The sequence below is a fragment of the Pseudomonas sp. MEJ108 genome (genome assembly GCF_030208985.1).
GTDB classification, from domain to species: Bacteria; Pseudomonadota; Gammaproteobacteria; order Pseudomonadales; family Pseudomonadaceae; genus Aquipseudomonas; species Aquipseudomonas fragariae.
In genome coordinates this window covers 75,889-93,395 of record NZ_JARVSW010000002.1, presented here as the reverse complement: position 1 = coordinate 93,395, position 17,507 = coordinate 75,889, and the positions used below count along the sequence as shown (strand labels likewise).

At 59.1% G+C, this 17,507-nt stretch carries 17 protein-coding genes; all 17 read right to left on the bottom strand.

Annotated features, from left to right (window positions below):
• Window positions 1-313 precede the first annotated feature (313 nt).
• A complete protein-coding gene (locus QRN50_RS01085) occupies window positions 314-1,717 on the bottom strand; it encodes a flagellar hook-length control protein FliK (RefSeq protein WP_011268437.1) in 1,404 nt (467 codons plus the stop codon).
• Window positions 1,718-1,829: 112 nt separating this feature from the next.
• Window positions 1,830-2,186, bottom strand: a complete 357-nt coding sequence (locus QRN50_RS01080) for an Hpt domain-containing protein (protein WP_011268438.1) — start codon at window positions 2,184-2,186, stop codon at window positions 1,830-1,832.
• 34 nt (window positions 2,187-2,220) lie between these two features.
• A complete protein-coding gene (locus QRN50_RS01075; RefSeq protein WP_011268439.1) occupies window positions 2,221-3,927 on the bottom strand; it encodes a fused response regulator/phosphatase in 1,707 nt (568 codons plus the stop codon).
• Window positions 3,887-4,234 carry an STAS domain-containing protein gene (locus tag QRN50_RS01070; RefSeq protein ID WP_004408073.1) on the bottom strand — a complete coding sequence of 116 codons (348 nt, stop codon included), beginning with the start codon at window positions 4,232-4,234 and terminating at the stop codon, window positions 3,887-3,889. Before QRN50_RS01070 ends, QRN50_RS01075 begins: the two co-directional genes overlap by 41 nt.
• Before the next feature lie 84 nt (window positions 4,235-4,318).
• A complete protein-coding gene (gene fliJ, locus QRN50_RS01065) occupies window positions 4,319-4,768 on the bottom strand; it encodes a flagellar export protein FliJ (protein WP_002554288.1) in 450 nt (149 codons plus the stop codon).
• A gap of 6 nt (window positions 4,769-4,774) precedes the next feature.
• On the bottom strand, window positions 4,775-6,133 hold the full coding sequence (fliI, locus tag QRN50_RS01060) for a flagellar protein export ATPase FliI (protein WP_011268440.1): 1,359 nt from the start codon (window positions 6,131-6,133) through the stop codon (window positions 4,775-4,777).
• A complete protein-coding gene (gene fliH, locus QRN50_RS01055) occupies window positions 6,123-6,941 on the bottom strand; it encodes a flagellar assembly protein FliH (RefSeq protein ID WP_024643117.1) in 819 nt (272 codons plus the stop codon). Before fliH ends, fliI begins: the two co-directional genes overlap by 11 nt.
• Before the next feature lie 15 nt (window positions 6,942-6,956).
• Window positions 6,957-7,973 (bottom strand): flagellar motor switch protein FliG, encoded by a 1,017-nt coding sequence (gene fliG / locus QRN50_RS01050; RefSeq protein WP_011268442.1) that lies wholly within the window; start codon window positions 7,971-7,973, stop codon window positions 6,957-6,959.
• Entirely contained in the window at window positions 7,966-9,750 is a 1,785-nt protein-coding gene (fliF, locus tag QRN50_RS01045; RefSeq protein WP_004408062.1) for a flagellar basal-body MS-ring/collar protein FliF, read from the bottom strand. Before fliF ends, fliG begins: the two co-directional genes overlap by 8 nt.
• Window positions 9,751-9,765: 15 nt before the next feature.
• Window positions 9,766-10,095 carry a flagellar hook-basal body complex protein FliE gene (gene fliE / locus QRN50_RS01040; RefSeq protein ID WP_003344011.1) on the bottom strand — a complete coding sequence of 110 codons (330 nt, stop codon included), beginning with the start codon at window positions 10,093-10,095 and terminating at the stop codon, window positions 9,766-9,768.
• A 242-nt stretch (window positions 10,096-10,337) separates the two neighbouring features.
• Complete coding sequence (locus QRN50_RS01035; protein WP_004408060.1) at window positions 10,338-11,750, bottom strand: sigma-54-dependent transcriptional regulator; 1,413 nt, start codon at window positions 11,748-11,750, stop codon at window positions 10,338-10,340.
• Window positions 11,750-12,964, bottom strand: coding sequence for a sensor histidine kinase (locus QRN50_RS01030; protein ID WP_024643116.1), 1,215 nt, complete (start codon window positions 12,962-12,964; stop codon window positions 11,750-11,752). Before QRN50_RS01030 ends, QRN50_RS01035 begins: the two co-directional genes overlap by 1 nt.
• Before the next feature lie 122 nt (window positions 12,965-13,086).
• Window positions 13,087-14,562, bottom strand: coding sequence for a transcriptional regulator FleQ (gene fleQ / locus QRN50_RS01025; protein ID WP_003316803.1), 1,476 nt, complete (start codon window positions 14,560-14,562; stop codon window positions 13,087-13,089).
• Window positions 14,563-14,739: 177 nt separating this feature from the next.
• Window positions 14,740-15,036 carry a flagellar protein FliT gene (gene fliT / locus QRN50_RS01020; protein WP_003316802.1) on the bottom strand — a complete coding sequence of 99 codons (297 nt, stop codon included), beginning with the start codon at window positions 15,034-15,036 and terminating at the stop codon, window positions 14,740-14,742.
• Between the two features lie 24 nt (window positions 15,037-15,060).
• The gene (gene fliS, locus QRN50_RS01015; RefSeq protein WP_003316801.1) at window positions 15,061-15,450 is read right to left on the bottom strand and encodes a flagellar export chaperone FliS; all 390 of its coding nucleotides are present in this window, start codon (window positions 15,448-15,450) and stop codon (window positions 15,061-15,063) included.
• A gap of 123 nt (window positions 15,451-15,573) precedes the next feature.
• Window positions 15,574-17,025: a flagellar filament capping protein FliD gene (gene fliD, locus QRN50_RS01010; RefSeq protein WP_004408053.1), complete on the bottom strand. Its 1,452-nt coding sequence runs from the start codon at window positions 17,023-17,025 to the stop codon at window positions 15,574-15,576.
• A gap of 83 nt (window positions 17,026-17,108) precedes the next feature.
• Complete coding sequence (locus QRN50_RS01005) at window positions 17,109-17,501, bottom strand: flagellar protein FlaG (RefSeq protein WP_004408051.1); 393 nt, start codon at window positions 17,499-17,501, stop codon at window positions 17,109-17,111.
• Window positions 17,502-17,507 lie beyond the last annotated feature (6 nt).

Genomic DNA, 17,507 nt, shown 5'->3' with positions numbered 1-17,507 from the left:
CTTCGGGGGTCACACCACTCCGCGTGGGAATGCAGTTCGTGACGCTCTGCGTCACACGGCGGTTTTTCTTTGCCAGGTGGATTGAGGTTCGACTCAGGGCACCTTTTCGTCCCTCGGCGACCTACTTTGATGGGGCCAAAGTAGGCAAAACCTTTCGCTCCGGCTTCCGGCCCGACTTCGTCGGGTTCCTTCGCCCTGTCACTTACGTCGCACTCTGCGTCGTCAGTGCCATCGCGCTCAAAAAGCATTTCTGCGCCAAGACGTGCAGGCAATGCATGACGTCGCGTCGCGGTTGCCATGTGACGCAGGAGCCTCACGCGTAATAATCGATCTCACTGGTGCCGATCACACGTGCTGCTGGCTGGCTGACCGGGATGGCCGCATCGACGCCTGCGATTTCATCGGAGCTATCGCCGGAGCTCATGCCACCGCCACGACCGCTGCGCTGGGAGCGGCTAGCCTGTTCCTGAGCCTGTTGCTGGGCCTGCTGTTGCGACTGATCGGAGACATTGACGTCGACGTTGCCAAGCCCCTGCTGCACGAATGACTCACGCAACTTCGACATCTGACTTTCCAGCGCATCACGTACGCCCATATGGGCGCTCATGAATGTCACCTGGGTCTGCTGTTCAGGCGCCATGTTGATACGGATATCAAGACGACCGAGTTCGGCAGGTTCCAGCTTGATATCGGCGGTCTTGAGGTTCTGGCTCGACAGGTACATGACGCGATCGACGATGCCTTCGGTCCAGCCGCTTTGATGCATGGCCAACGGTTGGTTCATCAAGGGTGCGGCAGGTGCAGCCGCTGCGCGTGCAGGTTGCGCGGCCTGACTGAGCGCTGCGAGGCGATCGGCAAAGTTGTCGACGCGAGTATCACCGGCGGCGCCTTTGACATCCTTCAGCCCCTCGCCGATCAAACCGCTGAACGACTTGTCACTGCTTTCGGTGCTGCCGCCTTCGGACGGAAGCTGCTCGCTCAGGACCGACAGGTTATTGACGATATTCTGATTCGGGTCAGCTTCAGCATTGCTCGGCGTCGCCTTGTTGGCAGCCTGGGCATTCTGCGCAGCCAGTTGAGTCTTGGCAGTGGCGTTTTCCAGCGCCAGCTGCACAGCATCCAGACCATCAAGCGGATCGGCGTCCGGATCGAAGGCTTCTTTAGCCACTGCTGGCGGGGCCGCCTGCGTAGTGGTGAGCGCCGAGACCGCTGGCGCAGTGACAACTTGTGCACTTGGCGCCTTGGCTACAACAGGTGCCGCGGGAGCCTGTGCGGTCATTGCCTGCAATGCCGGATCAAGGACGGGATCGACGATCGCCTGGCCGTCATTCAGCGCCGGATCGGCAGAGGCCTGCGCATCATCCTGCTTCGAGTCAGAATGGGCTGCGTCATCATCTGCAGCAGCCGGCCTGGCTGGCAAATCATTGCCGCTATCGGCAACGCCAGACTTGTCGGCGGCATTTGCCTGATCGCTTGCAGGCTTGTCCTTGCCGGCGGCAACCTTGTCCTTGTCAGGCGCGGTCTTGTCGCGGGCTGGCTTTACTGGCGCATCTTCGCGCGCAGGCACGGTGTCTTTCGCCTGCTTTGCATAGACATTGGAAAAGCTGGAGGCCCCGTCCTTGCTGCTGTCAGCAGACTTGACCGCATTGTTGGCCACACCGGACCTGGCGGTCACAGAGGTTGTGGCCTGAAGAAGCGCATTGGTAGCAAGGGGCATTTCGGTCTCCGCATCAGCTGCTGGTTATCGCCTTACCGAAATAGTTAGCAATATACGGGCCAGTTATCTAATGATTCCCCATAGCGGGGATCGAGGGTATGACTCTAAGGGCTCAGATGACGAACAGCTGCCGCTCGGAATTGAACAGCCCGCGAATCGTCATGTATTCGCTATCGATCGTGCCAATCAATTCTGCCAGACCTGCGAACTGCTCCTGACGGGCCTGCTCCTCGAGCTGACGGCACAGCTCGGAAAGCTGCAAGGCCCCCATGTTGCTGCTGCTGCCCTTGAAACTGTGAGCGGTAAGGCTCAACTCCTGAAAGTCAGGATTGCGGGACCCGGCAGCCAGACGCAGCTGCGCGATACGCTGCTCGGAATCCTTGAGAAAGACATCCAGCAAGGTTGGATATTCGTCTTCCATGACCTCCTGCAAGGTATTCAACACGCTGTAATCCAGATGAATCGACACTTGTTCACTCCTTGATCAAGACTCCAGGCGGGGATTATGCCACTCCCTCCCAGGAAAATTCCACGCAGGCGGTCCTGCCATCCCTGGACCACCTGGCCTCGCGACTCAACTCACAGACCAGATGCAGCCCGCGACCATACAGTTCATTGCCGGCAGGCGTCAGCGTCCGGGTCTTTTCCACATCAAATCCCTGGCCGCTGTCCTCGACACCGAGGGTCAGCCGACCGCCCTGCGCGACCGTTTCAACCTGCAGGGTCATGCGGATGAAGCCGGACTGCAGCCTGTCGAGGCGTTCTGCCCGCTGCTGATAATAGAGCGCGAAGCCTGCTGCGTCGTGCTTGAGCGCCGAATCCAACCCTAGCACACCATGCTCCAGCGCATTGCTGTACAGCTCGCCGAGCACCATATGCAGTGCAGCGCCCTGATCACGCAGGCCGTGAACCTCCAGCAGCAATTGCAGTACGTAAGGCAGGGGGTTGAAACGCTTGAGGGTCGAGGCGCGAAACTCGAAGCTGGCCGACCAGTCCAGCGGGCTGGAGGCGCCGCTGTCCGAATACATCATGGCAGGCAGACTTTGCAGCGGCGCTTCGACAGCGCTGACTTCCAGCAGACTGACATCGTCACGCGCCTTGCCGCCAAATTCGTTGAGCGCCTCGAGGATCTCTTCGATCAGCAACTGCGGTTCGCGATTGGCCGACAGAACCTGTCGCAGACGCTGCGCACCGAACAGCTCCTCCTGACTGTTACTGGTGTCGAGCACGCCGTCGGACAACAGAAATATGCGGTCACCCGGCGCCAACGGATACACGTCGGTGCGCGCGTCGAAGGCATCGACGCTCAATACGCCCAAGGGCAGATGATTCGAGGCCAGCGGCACATGCTCGCCCTGTGCGCCGCGCAGCAGGTAGCCGTCCGGCAAGCCGCCGCTCCATACCTCGACCTGCCGCTGCGGCAGATTGATACACAGCAGCGTCGCACAACAAAACATGTCGACCGGGAGGATGCGTTTGAGCTTGGCGTTCATTTCACGGAGGATTTCAACCAGGCCATAGCCCTTGGCTGTCATGCCATAGAACACTTCTGCAAGCGGCATCGCGCCAACGGCAGCCGGCAAGCCATGTCCGGTGAAATCACCGAGCAGCACCTGCATGTGCCCGGCGGGGGTGTAAGCAGCCAGCATCAGGTCGCCGTTGAACAGTGCGTAGGGGGACTGCAGGTAGCGGATATTGCTCGCCCCCAGGCAACCGGCGTGGGCGATCTGATCGAACACCGCCTTGGCGACACGTTGCTCATTGAGCAGATATTCATGGTGCCTGGCGATCTGGTCACGCTGCTGGCGAACAGTCTCGTGCAATACCCGCAAACGGTTCATGGCGTTGAGCTTGGCGGCCAATACCAGCGGGTTGTAAGGCTTGGACATAAAGTCGTCACCACCAGCGTCCAGGCAGCGTGCAAGCGCCTCGCCTTCGGTGAGCGAGGTCAGGAAAATGATCGGCACCAGCGATTCGCCGGCCATCGCCTTGATCCTTCGCGCGGCCTCGAAACCATCCATGACCGGCATCATGGCGTCCATCAGAATCAACTGCGGGCTTTCGGCCTCGAAGATGGCAACCGCTTCGACACCGTTGCCCGCGCTGAGGACCCGGTGACCCTGCCGCGCCACGATGGTTGACAGCAGCAAGCGGTCACTGGTGCTGTCATCAGCGATCAGAATGCACAGTTTGTTCGGGGCTGGCTGCACTGGGTATGCTCAATTCGAACAGCTTCGAGAAATTGGAAATGGCCAGAATCTTCAGCACATCAGGCGTGCAGTTGACCAGGCGTACCAATGCCTTGTCACCTCCGGCGTGATCGCGCAGCAGCAACAGCATGCCCAGCGCAGAACTGTCCAGATAATGCGTACCGCGCAGGTCGACCACGTAGTTCAGCGACTGCGGATAGTCCTCATAGGCAGTGCGAAACGCCTGATGGGAATTGAAATCGAAACGCCCTTCGATATAAAGGGTCAGCGTCTGGCCATCGGCAGAACGTTCGGAAGTGACAGTCATGGGAACCTCGAGGTGTTTCATCACCGAGACATTGATAGCGTAGACCAGCCAGAGAGATCACTGCGGGTCTGATTGAGTCAAACGTCAGAATTGTTCATGACGAGGCAGGCGCTGCGACAACTCGTCGAGCAATTTCTGCTCGCGCTTGTCTTCCAGCCTGCGCGCCTCGTCCATGTACCGCTGCACCAGCTTGCGCAAGCCCTCTACCCGCGCGTAGCAATCCTGCCAGGCGCTGCGCGCCCGATCCAGATTGGCTTTGTGCCATTCAAGACTTTTGTATTGCTGGGCAACGGCGACATCGAGCTGACTGAGAAAGCGTTGATAACCCAGCAGCCACTGCCCGGAAACCCCGGCACTGCCGCGCTGCAACCATTGTTGCTGATAATCCTGACGAAACTGGTCAAGTTCCTGCAGCTTGTTGTTGGCAAGATTGACCTGCCCCTGGAAGTGCCCAAGGCGCTGGGCGGCAGTTCGCTCGGCAGCCTCTGCCATCTCGACCACCGGCGCCAGACGCGCCGCTCGACTCTGCGCCATGGGTTATCAGCCGCCAGGCGCTGGTGCGAAGATCGACGCCAGCGCCTCGCTGCTGCCCTGCATGCTTTCGTTCTCGCGCAACGCCTGACGCTGATAGCGCACCAGTACCGGATGCAGCGCGATCGCCATGTCCGTCTCGCGATCACCACCGGCCACGTAGGCGCCGACGCTGATCAGATCGCGCGTCTGCTGATAACGCGACCACAACTGTTTGAAATGCTGCGCACGCGCCATGTGTTCGGGGCTGACCACGGCGGGCATGACCCGGCTGATCGACGCTTCGATATCGATAGCCGGGTAATGCCCCTCTTCGGCCAGACGCCGGGACAACACGATGTGACCGTCCAGCACACCGCGCGCCGAGTCGGCAATCGGGTCCTGCTGGTCATCGCCTTCGGAGAGCACGGTGTAAAACGCGGTAATAGAACCACCGCCCTTTTCAGCGTTGCCGGCGCGCTCGACCAGTTTGGGCAAGCGGGCAAACACTGATGGAGGATAGCCCTTGGTGGCCGGCGGCTCGCCAATGGCCAGCGCGATTTCCCGCTGAGCCTGAGCAAAACGGGTCAGGGAATCCATCAGCAACAGGACATTCTTGCCCTTGTCACGAAAGTATTCGGCGATTCGCGTGCAATACATCGCTGCGCGCAAACGCATCAGAGGCGCATCATCGGCTGGCGAAGCGACCACCACCGAACGCTTCAGGCCCTCCTCGCCGAGGATGTGCTCGATGAACTCCTTGACCTCACGGCCCCGCTCCCCGATCAGGCCGACGACGATGATGTCCGCTTCGGTGAAGCGCGTCATCATGCCGAGCAGCACACTCTTGCCCACGCCCGTACCGGCAAACAGCCCGAGACGCTGACCGCGACCCACCGTCAATAAACCGTTGATGCACCGAATGCCGACATCCAGTGGCTGACTGATGGGGTCACGCTTGAGCGGGTTGATGGTCGGGCCATCCATCGGCACCCAGTCTTCAGCCTTGATCGGCGAGCGACCATCCAGCGGACGACCGGCACCATCAAGCACCCGGCCCAGCATGCTCATGCCCATCGGCAGACGACCGGTATCGGCCAGCGGCACAACCCGCGCGCCAGGCGCGATGCCGGCCACGCTGCCGACCGGCATGAGAAACACCTTGCCACCGGAAAAACCCATCACTTCAGCTTCGACTTCCACCGGGTGATGGCTGTCGTCATTGATAACCACACACCGGCTGCCCATTGCCGCGCGCAGGCCCTCGGCCTCAAGCGTCAGACCCACCATGCGCAGCAGCCGACCTTCCACTACGGGCTGGGCAGGCAGGCTGATCGACTCGGCATAGGAACCGAGGCGCTTGGCGAAACTGGTGCGATCAAGGCGCATCGAGGGTGTCCGCGTCAGATTCTTCAGCATTGGAGGCTTTGCCTGGCGAAACATCCAGATCAACGCTCAGATCCGCTGCAGCAGGATGAGTGACCTGTTCATGCAACTGGTCGTGCATCTTGGAAATCGCCAGGGCAATGCGTGTTTCGACGCTGGCGTCGATACGGCTATGCTCGGTTTCGATCCGGCAACCGCCCGGCAGCAAGTCTTCGTCTTCGACGATCTTCCACGACTCCTCGTGACGTTCACGCATGGCCTTGACCAGCAGGAAGTCCTGAGGGTTTATGAAAATTCGCACATTCTGCGCGCCCATCGGCAATAGCTTGAGGGCATCGCGCAGCACGCCGGCAATCTGTGCCGAGTCCGTGACCAGCTCGCGCTGAATGACCTTACGCGCGATGTGCTCGACGAGGTAAATGACGGCCTTTTCGATCTGGGTGTCCTGCTCGGCGATAGGTGCCAGCAGGTTACCCATCAGTTGTTCCAGGCTGGCAACTTTTGCCGCAAGAACGACCTCCGCCTCCTGACGCACTTTTAGTTGAGTGCTGTGAAAACCTTCCTTTTCACCGGTGGCGAAGCCTTCGTTCCAAGCCTCCTGGCGGATGCTTTCCAGCTCTTCCAGAGTCAGTGGCTGGACTTCATCCAGCGGCACTTCTTCCATCTCGGCCGGTTCGTCGACCAGCTCGGGTTCCGGTTCAGGTTCGGGCTCCACGTGTGGATCGAAGCTGGGCAGCGCCCAGATGTCGAGCAACGCGGCGTCCTTGGCGCGAATGAGGTCGCTGGCCGATTCTTTATTGGAACTGGACATGAGTCGGCTGAATCCTTAGATCATTTCCTCGCCACCCTTGCCACCGAGTACGATCTCGCCGGCCTCGGCCATACGACGCGCAATGGTGAGGATTTCTTTCTGGGCGGTTTCCACATCGCTGACACGCACCGGACCTTTTGCTTCCAGATCGTCGCGCAACAGCTCAGAGGCACGCTTGGACATGTTCTTGAAGATTTTTTCCTTGATGCCTTCGTCCGAGCCCTTGAGCGCGAGTACCAGCACGTCCGAGGATACTTCGCGCAGCAGCGCCTGGATACCACGGTCGTCGACATCGGAAAGATTGTTGAAGACGAACATGAGGTCCTCGATCTGCACCGAGAGGTCTTCGTCGACCTCGCGGATCGAGTCCATGAGCGAACCTTCGATCGAGCTGTCGAGGAAGTTCATGATATCGGCCGCACGCTTGATACCACCCAGTGTGGTACGCGACGTGTTGGCGTTACCGGAGAACTGCTTCTCGAGAATCTGGTTCAATTCCTTGAGAGCCGCTGGCTGTACGGTGTTGAGCGATGACACGCGCAGGATGATATCGAGGCGGACCTTGTGATCGAAATGCCCAAGCACCTCGCCCGCCTGATCGGCGTCGAGGTAGGCGACCACGATGGCCTGAATCTGCGGGTGCTCGAAACGGATCACGTCGGCGACGGCACGCGGCTCCATCCACTTGAGGCTGTCCAGACCGCTGGTATTGCCACCCAGCAGGATCCGGTCGATCAGGCCGTTGGCCTTGTCCTCGCCCAGTGCCTGGGTCAGCATCTTGCGGATATAGCCATCGGAACCGACGCCAAGGCTGGTCTGATCACCGACGATGTCGACGAACTCGCTCATGACCTCTTCGACCTGCTCGCGATGCACGTTGCGCATCTGCGCCATCGCTACGCCCACTTTCTGGACTTCCTTGGGGCCCATGTGCCGGAGCACCTGAGCCGCATCGGTTTCGCCCAGCGAGAGCAACAGTACAGCCGCTTTTTCAACTTTGGAGAGTTTGGCTACCATGGCTCGTTCATTCATCAGTGTTGATCCACTCTTTCACAACCTGAGCCACACGGCCAGGATCCTCAGCCACCAAACTCTTGATTGCGTTCAGCTGTGCGTCATAGCCTTCGGTCGGGCTCGGCAGCAGAATGCTCTGCGGGCCGCCCAGGCTTACGCGATCGTTGGACAATTCGCCGTCCAGACCGCCCATGCCACCCAGTTCGGCGTCGCCACCGAAACCTGCCAGTTCCTTGCGCTTGCCGTTGGTGATGTTGTTCAACACCGGGCGCAGTACACCGAACACCAGGATCAGGATGAAAATCACGCCCACCGCCTGCTTGACGATGTCCCAGAACCAGGGTTGCGAATAGAACGACGCCTCAGGCAGCACTTCAGCGCGTTCGCTGGAGAACGGCACGTTGATCACGCTGACGCTGTCACCGCGGCTGGCGTCGAAACCCACGGCATCCTGTACCAGACGCGTGAAGCGAGCCAGATCCGCCGCGCTCCACGGAGCACGCGTCACTTCGCCATTGGCCGCGTTGGTCTTGACCATGTCGTCGACCACCACCGCGACCGACAGGCGGGTCAGACGGCCCTGCTGCTGCTTGGTGTGACTGATCGAACGGTCCAGCTCGAAGTTCTTGGTCGACTGCACGCGCTTGTCGGCGGGGTATGGCGCCAACGCGGGCTGACCGGTGGCCGGGTCCATGATCTGCTGACCATTGGCATCCAGCAGTGGCTGGCCTGGCGCGATGGGGCCGGCAGCACCGGCGGCACCACCTCCAGCAGTCTGCGGAGCCGTCGCCGGGCCGGGTGGCTGGTTGCTCAGCGCACCTGGAACGCCGCCCGAGCTTGAGCTGCTGGAACGTTGTTCATTGACCGACTGCTCGCTGCGCAAGGCAGGCTGGTCGGGGTTGAAGCTTTCGGCAGTCGATTCGACAGCGCTGAAATCAACCACTGCCGAGACCTCGGCCTTGTAGCGATCATTGCCCAGAATCGGCTGCAGAATGTTCTGCACGCGCTGGGTCAGCATGCCTTCCATGCGACGGCTGTAGTCGAATTGCTTGCCGGCCATGGTCAGTTCGGAGTTTTCCGCCTGATCGGAAAGCAGAGTGCCCTTCTGGTCGACGACGGTAATCTGCGACTTGCTCAGCTCGGGAACACTAGTGGCCACCAGATTGATGATGGCCATGACCTGACTCGGCTCCAGCGAACGACCGGCGTACAACTCGACCAGTACCGATGCACTTGGCTTGCGGTCATCACGGACGAACACCGAGCTCTTCGGAATGGCCAGGTGCACGCGGGCACCCTTGACGTTGTTCAACGCAGAAATGGTACGCGCCAGTTCGCCTTCCAGCCCGCGACGATAACGCGTGGCTTCCATGAACTGGCTGGTGCCAAGGCCCTGATCCTTGTCGAGGATTTCGAAGCCGATGTTAGCGTCGTTCTGTACCACACCCGCCTGGGCCAGTTGGATACGCGCACGCTGCACATCATCGGACTTGACCAGCAGCGCACCGGAGTTCGGCTCGACGGTGTAGTTGATGTTCGCCGCAGTCAGGGTGTCCATGATCTGCTTGCTGTCCATGCCCGCCAGACTGCCATAAAGCGGACGATAGTCAGGCTGCTGGGACCAGAGCACCACGGCGAAGCCGATGGCCACGCTCGCGGCAAGACCGACCATGAGGCCGATCTGACGCAGCATGGTCATTTCGGAAAGATTTTCCAGAAAAGACATACCGAACAACGGTTTTCTTTCGGAATCGCCCGTTCTTGCAGGAACGGTATCGGCAGCTGCTTCGGCCATGACTCAGTACGTCCCTTAAACCGGCATCTGCATGATGTCTTGGTAAGCTTGAACCAGCTTGTTGCGCACCTGGGTCAACGCCTGAAAAGACACGCTGGCTTTCTGCGACGAAATCATGACGTCGGTCAGATCCACGCCGCTCTTGCCGACTTCAAATGCATTGGCCAACTGGCTGGAAGCCTGCTGGGTCTGCGCGACCTTGTTGACGGCCTGACCAAGCATGTCAGCGAAGCTGCTGGCACCGGCTTCCTGCGCACCGGACACGGGCTTGGGCGCAGACATCGCATCCATCTGCATGGCCCGCATATCCAACATCAAGCGATTAAATTCAACACCTTGGCTCATGGACATATCTCTCGTAAGGCCCGCAAATTTTTGACACTGATTCAGCGGGTACAGAAGGTATAGCAACAACGATGCCAGCTAGATGGCGGCTATTTGCCACACCAGATGAGTGCATCATGTCGCTTGACACGAGTTCGCGCCGGGCCGCCCGTATCTACGGGGCGCCGGGATTATTTCAGGCTTGTATCACAGCAAAAATATTCAGTGACCGCCGATCGGGAGCGGCGATCCGTGTGTCTGGCTCACGTGGCAAACAGATAGGCTTCCACATCCATTCCGGCGTCACGCATCTGCGCCAGCTTGTAGCGCAATGTACGCGGGCTGATACCCAGGCGTTCTGCAGCCTCCTTGCGACGTCCCCGTTCAGAACGCAGGGTGTCGATGATCATTTGAAACTCGTGACGCCTGAGGTCATCGCCCAGCGCGCCGACAGATTCCGGACTGACGCCGGCACCTGCATTCTCCGCGGTGGTGCCAGTCACTGCCCCTGCAGCCTCGACAGAGGCAGCAACAGGCAGGCTGGTAACCGGCCCGGACAGACAGAAATCCTGTGCCTGAATCACCCCGCCCTGCTGCAGAATCAAGGCCCGCTGTACTGCGTTATCCAGCTCCCGCACATTCCCGGGCCATGGATAGCTCACCAGACACTGCTGCGCTTCGGCGGAAAGACGAACCGGCGCGTGCTTCATTTTATTGACGTGCTTGGCCAGAAGCCGCTCGGCCAACGGCAGAATATCGGCAGTCCTTTGACGCAACGCCTGCCATGCCAATGGAAATACCGACAGGCGATAAAACAGATCTTCACGAAAGCGCCCCGCCGCCACTTCACCCGCCAGATCGCGGTTGGTGGTCGCCACGACGCGGATATCCAGAACGATCGGCTTGCGCGCCCCTACGCGTTCGACTTCGCGTTCCTGCAACACACGTAGCAATTTGGCTTGCAGTCCCAGCGGCATTTCGGAAATCTCGTCCAGCAGGATCGTCCCGCCGTCAGCCTGCTCGAACTTGCCGGCCTGCGCCGCAATGGCGCCGGTAAACGAACCCTTTTCATGGCCGAATAACGTGGCTTCCAGCATATTGTCCGGAATCGCTGCACAATTGATCGCAATAAAAGGCTTATCGGCACGGGGCGAGTTTTGATGAATGAAACGCGCCAAAACCTCTTTACCGGTCCCGGACTCGCCGGAGATCAGCACGGTGGAGTCGCTTTTCGCCACGCGGCTGGCAAGGTTCAGTAACTGGATACTGGCGGGCTCGACCGCAATCGGCCCGTCGCGCTCGGCAGGCTCCAGACGACCCAGTGCATGCCGCGCAACCAGCGCGATCAGCGCCTTGGGCTCGAAGGGTTTGACCAGGTAATCCGCAGCCCCCTGGCGCATGGCATCGACAGCGCGCTCGACTGCGCCATGCGCCGTCATCAACAGCACCGGCAATTGCGGATGGCGGCTGCGTAACAGACTCAGCAATTGGTGGCCGTCCATGCCCGGCATGTTGACGTCACTGATCACCAGGCTAAAGGGCGTTGCCTCGGCAGCCACCAGTGCTTCTTCGGCGGAACCGACCGCCTGATAGTCATAACCGGCCAGCTCGAGGGTTTCCCCAAGCGCTTCCCGGAGCGAACGGTCATCCTCGACCAGCAGCACATTGATCGGCATCAGTGATTACCTGTCGAACTGGAAGCCGGGATCAACGGCAGACTGACAATGGCGCAGGTACCACGGCCGACCCGCGACAAATAATCCACGCGCCCCTGATGCGCACGCGACACCGCCGTCACCACGGCCAGGCCAAGCCCTGTGCCGGTGGTCTTGGTCGTAAAGAACGGCTCACCGATGCGCGCCAGCGCGGCCTTGTCAATGCCGCTGCCGTTATCGCTGAAGCAGATTCGCAGTTGGTTGCCGCGACTGTAGGCGTGAATTTTCAGCAGCGTCCGGCCAGCGCTGGCCTGGACGGCGTTTTCAATCAGATTGAGCAGTGCGCCGACCAGTGTGTCGCGATTACACAGCAGCTCGCCATCGATGCTGTCGCACTGCCAGCGCACCGCCACGCCCTGAACATGCGTCGCAGCCGCATTTTGCAGCGCCTGAAACAGAGCACCGGGCGTCAGGCGATCCGTCAGCGGCAGTTCGCCGCGGGCGAACACCAGCATGTCGCGAACCTGATGCTCCAGCTCATGTAAACGATCCTTGAGCCGCGCAGCGAAACGCTGCTGGGTTTCCACCGGCAGTTCCTGCTCGGTCAAATGGCTGGCGTAGATCATGGCAGCGGACAACGGCGTACGAATCTGATGCGCCAGAGAGGCTACCATACGCCCCAGTGAAGACAGGCGCTCGTGACGGGCCAGCTGTTCCTGAAGATGACGGGTTTCGGTCAGGTCATTGAGCAATACCAACTGACCTGGCTCGGCATCCAGCGAGCGTGTGGCAATCGAGAGCCTGCGACCGTCCTTGAGGGAGACTTCGTGGCCGTCGTCCTCTCGGGGTGCAAAGCAGCGGCTGATCACATGACGCCAGAGCATGCCCAGCAGCGGCTGCCCGAGCAGATCGATTGCAGCGGGATTGGCCTCGCGCACGACGCCCATGCCATCAATGACGATCACCCCGCCGGGCAGCAGATCAAGCAGATTCTGCAGGCGGTTGGCCAGGCGTTCTTTTTCCGCCAGCTCCTGAAGACGCTGGGCGCCGGCATGTGCCAGTTCGCCCTTGAGTTCGGTGACGCGCGCTTCAAGCACGCCATAGGAATCGGTCAATTGCGCCGACATTTGATTGAACAGCGAGAATGCGTGCTCAAGCCCCTGACGACTTTCCAGCTCCGGGGAGTACGGAGCCTGAACAGATAGGGCGGAAGTCAGTTGGGCGGCCTGGGACATGATTCATCTCTCTCGTGGCGAACCGTCAGTAAACGGTGTGTTAAGAGAGACTTAGCAATCCCCGTGCCTAAAAAAAACCCCTGAAAAATCAGAGGCTTGGTTTTTGGCACAAAAAACCGGCGTCAATCATCTGCCTGTTCATCGCCCTCACGACGGCTCATACCGTACTTGCGCATCTTCTCGACCAGCGTCGTACGACGAATGCGCAAGCGCTCCGCAGCGCGGGCAACGATACCGTTGGCATCGTCGAGCGCCTGCTGAATCAGGCCCTGTTCCAGACCACCGAGGTAGTCTTTCAGATCTAGCCCTTCAGGCGGCAGCATCGCGCCAGAGGCGAAGTTCGGCGTATTGCTGTTGATCGCCACACGCTCTTCGATCTCGCTGCGCATGCTGTCGACCATCTGCTCGTCTTCGTCGTCGACGTAGCGAAACTTCTTTGGCAGCTCAGCCACGCCAATCACACCGTACGGATGCATGATCGCCATGCGCTCGACCAGATTGGCCAGCTCACGGACGTTGCCCGGCCAGGCATGGCGACACAGCGACATAATGGCTGCGGAGTTGAAGCGAATCGAACCGCGCTTCTCGTGCTCCATGCGCGAAATCAATTCGTTCATGAGCAGCGGGATATCTTCGACACGCTCGCGCAACGGCGCCATTTCGATCGGGAACACATTGAGACGGTAGTAAAGATCTTCGCGGAAGCTGCCCAGCTCGATCATGGTCTCGAGATTCTTGTGCGTCGCGGCGATGATGCGCACATCGATGCTTTGCGTCTTGTTGCTGCCCACACGCTCGAACGTGCGCTCCTGCAGGACGCGCAGCAGCTTGACCTGCATCGGCAGCGGCATGTCGCCGATTTCGTCGAGAAACAATGTGCCGCCGTTGGCCAGCTCGAAGCGACCTGCACGGCTGGTGATCGCACCGGTAAACGCGCCCTTCTCGTGTCCGAACAGCTCGCTTTCGAGCAGCTCGGCCGGAATGGCACCGCAGTTGACCGGCACGAACGGCGCATCACGACGCTTGGAGTGGTAGTGCAGGTTACGCGCAACCACTTCCTTGCCAGTGCCCGACTCGCCCAGAATCAGTACGCTGGCATCGGTGTCGGCGACCTGCTGCATCATCTGCCGCACGTGCTGAATCGCGCGGCTGGTACCTACCAGACTGCGGAACAGGTTCGGTTCACGATGACGGCCGCGCTCGCGGGCCTGATCGTACATCTCGCGATAGACCTGGGCACGGTGCAGCGAATCGAGCAGCTTGCTGTAGCTGGGCGGCATTTCGAGTGCAGAAAGGACTCGCCTGCGCAAATCCTCGGGCAATTCGACAGAGGAATTTTCGCTCATCAGCAGCACAGGAAGGAACTCATCCCATGCTGCGATGGTCTTAAGAAGCCCTTGCAGGCTGCCCGGCGCGTTTACGCTGCCGACCAGTACGCAGAGTACTTCTCGTGGAGACGCCAGAGAGCCGACCACCTGCTGCCAGTCCTGACTGGAACAGGAGAGATTTTCTTCGCCAAGAAAATTCAGGATAACCGCCAGATCCCGGCGGCGCTGGCTATCGTCATCGATTAGCAGAATCTTGATTTCACGCCACATGCAATAGCAACTTCCCTAGTCAACTCAATGCCCATGATTGGGGGGCAGCTTGGCTTCTCAGCTGTATAAACCTTGAGACGCCAGAAAATAGTAAACATCACTAGTTAAGTCAAAAAAACGGACACAGTCAAATTTATGGCGAAATTCTTGTCGAACAATAAAAATGACAATTAAACATTAACCAAACAGATGGTATACCTTCGTCGCGCTCTTCGCATTCTGGATTTGAGTCATTTCTTCGACAACCGCTTGACGCTCACCGGTTGCAACATCAATCAGCTGCCTGTAGACACCCAATAACTCCTCAAGGTTGCTGCGCAGTGCAGGTTCGTCGTCGGGCGCTTCGCTGACCACCGCGTCAACACACTCGCGACACGCCAGGTCCAGCTTGACGATAGCCTCCCAGTCACGATCTGCCAGCGCGCCTACCAAGGCTTCGCGGGTTTCTTCGATACGCTTGAGCGCAGCACTCATTATTGTTCTCCTCAGGCCAGCAGATTATTGCAAGGTGCCGATAGCGTCCCAGCCTTCCTTGACGGTGATCAACAGGCCGGCGACTTCATCGAGCATCTTCTGATCATTACGGGCGTTGGCTTCCGCCAGACGCGTCATCATGTAGTGATAGAGGCTGTCCTGCCTGACCAGCGCATCGCTGGGCGAGTTTTCCAGATCAAGCCCCTCACGCAGGCCGCCCACGATGTCGATGGCCTTGCTGATGAGCACGCCCTTGCTGGCGATATCCCTGCGCGCCATGGCGCCCTTGGCCTGAGCAATGCGGTCGAGGCCACCTTCCATCAACATTTGAACCAGACGATGAGGACTGGCCTCCGAGGTCTGAGCCTGGGAGCCGATCTTCTGATACTGCCGCAACGCTAACATCGGATTCATAATGGGCCTCGTAACAAATCCAGAATACTGATACTCAAGCTATCGACGCAGTGCGCAGAAACTTTAGCCCAAAAGCAAGAACCCGACACAGCGTCGGGTTCCTGGTACTTCTGCACTGGTTTTTTACGAGGCGTTTTTCTGCGCGTTCATCGCTTCAAAAATCGAAGTAATGCTTGAAGCAGTTGCCTTTAACTGCCCGACGACCAGGTCCATTGCGTTGTATTTCTTGGTGAGGGTTGCCGTCAATGTCGTAATACGACGGTTGAGCGCCTCCTGATCACTGGCCAGTCGCGTCTGCACCTTATTAAGACTGGTGGTCTTGCCAGCCAGAACGCCGTCAGCTTTCGTGTATGGCTCAAGCGCCTTGTTCATGCGCGCAATCAAACCATCCGAGGTTGTGCCATCAGCATTGGTCACACCGGTGAACATCGCCTGAATCTGGCTGCCCAGCTTCTTGTCGCTCAGCGCTGTTGTGAGTTCGGTCGTGCTCAACGTCAACTTGCCGTCAGACTGTTGAGTCTTGATCCCCAACTGCGCCAGGGAACTCAAACCGGCATTCGACGTAGCCGTGGAAATCTGGTCGCGTATCGTTGCCAGCAGTGCACGCGGGGTGGAGTCGCCGGTCAACGCAGCGGCAGCGTAAGTGCCATCACTGCCGACAGTACCCTTGGTCAACGACGACACCAGTGAAACCAGCGTGTTGTAAGAGTCGACGAATGACTGCAATGAGGTTTTCAGACCATCGGTGTTGGTGGCTACCGTGACCGTGGTCGATGCCGAAGCAGCAGAAGAAGCGCTGGGCGCGACCAATTCGAATGTCAGACCGGAAATCGCCGTACTTACGGTATTGGTCTTGCTGGTCAGACTCAGGCCATCGACCGTGAATGCGGCGTCCTTGGCGACAGCGGTAATCGCACCAGCGCCGGTACTGGATTCACTCATCAACTTGGTGCCATCGATGTTAAGTGCTTCCTGGCCGGAAGCACCCGTCACCGAAATGTCACTGCCCTTGCCGGTGGTCGTCGAACTGAACACCAGCCTGGAACCGTTGTTGTCGTTGATGATGTTGGCGGTGATGCCTTTACCCTGCAGCGTCGAGTTGACCTTGTCGCGCACTTCCTGCAGCGTCGAGGTCTTGTCGATCGCCACGTTGTAATCAGTGCCATTTTGAGTGATTTTCAGAGTACCACTCGGAATAGCACTCGCCTGCGTCGAGTCCAGCGCGGCGGTAGCCACCTTCGAAGGTGTTGCCAGCTGGCTTATGTTAATCGCGTAGGAGCCGTTAACTGCCGTGTTGCCCGCTGTGGCCTTGACCACCGATTCATTGGCAGACGTGGCAGCAAAGCCCTGGAAAGCAGGCGTGGTGGAGCTGGCCAGGGTGTCCAGTGTTTTCTGAAACGCAGCCAGCGCAGACGTCAACTGACTGACACCCGACAGGGATGCAGTCGTGGAGGCGCTCTGCTTGTCGATCTGGTTTTGCTTGGGCGCTTTTTCAGCACCGACAAGACCTTCGACGATGGCGGAAATTGCCAGACCCGAACCCAGGCCTGTTGTAGAGGTAATCGGACTTGCCATGGTGCTTCTCCCTTCAAGAATGCCGCGGGGTTCGCCGCCCTTTCAAAAAGCGAATGACCCAACAACACATACCGTACCGGCGATCAGGCCTTGGCGCGGAACAACAAACTGTTCGCATCACTCAGGCTATCGGCCAGCTTCAGGATTTCTGCATTGGGAATCTGTCGTACTACTTCACCGGAATCGCTTGCAATCACTTTGACAATGACTTTGCCAGAATCTTCGTCAATCGAAAACTCGAGATTGCGCTTTACCGCGTGAAAGAACTTCTGGATGTCCTCGGCGGCTGCCTTGACTTTGGCATCGTCTTTGGAATCATCCTTGTGCAGACCGGAGCCTTTACTTTCAGCCGTGGCGGCAACACGCTCGACGGGCGCCTTATCGGCAGGCTTGTCAACGGACGCGTCCGCCACGGGGGCCTGACTCGCCGGTTGAACGGCCGGATAAGTCACGCTCAACTTCACACTCATATCCATGACCAT